This is a genomic window from Vibrio sp. 2130-1 (genome assembly GCF_033339515.1).
Genome location: NZ_JAWOUT010000229.1, coordinates 1 through 736, shown reverse-complemented (window position 1 = coordinate 736; position 736 = coordinate 1). Strand labels below are relative to the sequence as shown.

The 736-nt window shown below is 47.4% G+C and carries 1 protein-coding gene; it reads right to left on the bottom strand.

Translation table 11 applies throughout. The annotated features are described in order from the left end of the window. The coding region (gene glpQ / locus R7Q09_RS25370; RefSeq protein ID WP_318143847.1) for a glycerophosphodiester phosphodiesterase at positions 1 to 736 on the bottom strand (736 nt) is incomplete at both ends.

The window sequence follows — 736 nt, the reverse complement described above, 5'->3', positions numbered from 1 at the left end:
GGTCCAATACCTTCGGCGTAACTCGCCACTTTCTTCATGCCGTCGGCTTTGAACATCCAATCATAGCTGTATGGCATTGCTGTATCGCCTTTGTACACCATAGTTTCGTTCCAATCGGTGTAAGCCATGAGCTGAACGAGCTTTAAATCCATGTCCATTGCGGGCATCAACTCACTGTTAATGCGTTGCAGTTCATTCGCATCAAAACACTGCAGGTAGACTTTGTCGTCTTGCGAGTCGTAACCGTACTGCTTCAAGACTTTAAGCACCGCTTTAGAAATATCCTTGCCTTCGTGACGATGGAACCAAGGCGCTTTAATTTCCGGGTAAATACCGATGTCGTAACCCAACGTCTTGTTAAGGCCTTGGATCAGTTCAATCTCTTCAGCAAACGTCGGTACAGTGAAATCAGATTTCCACATTGGGAATCGGGTTGGATAACCGGCGACTTTTTTGCCGTTTTCGTCGATATTGAACCCTTCGGTGACTCGCAGAGATTTGATTTCTGCCAGAGTAAAGTCAATCGCGTAATAACGACCATCTTCGCGTGCGCGATCAGGAAAACGCTCCGCTACATCCGTGACGCGATCCAAGTAATGGTCATGCAACACCACTAACTGGTCGTCTTTCGTCATCACGACATCTTGCTCGATGTAATCTGGTTTCATTGCATAAGCCAAAGCTTTGGCTTCTAAAGTGTGCTCCGGCAAATAACCAGAAGCGCCGCGGTGAGCGA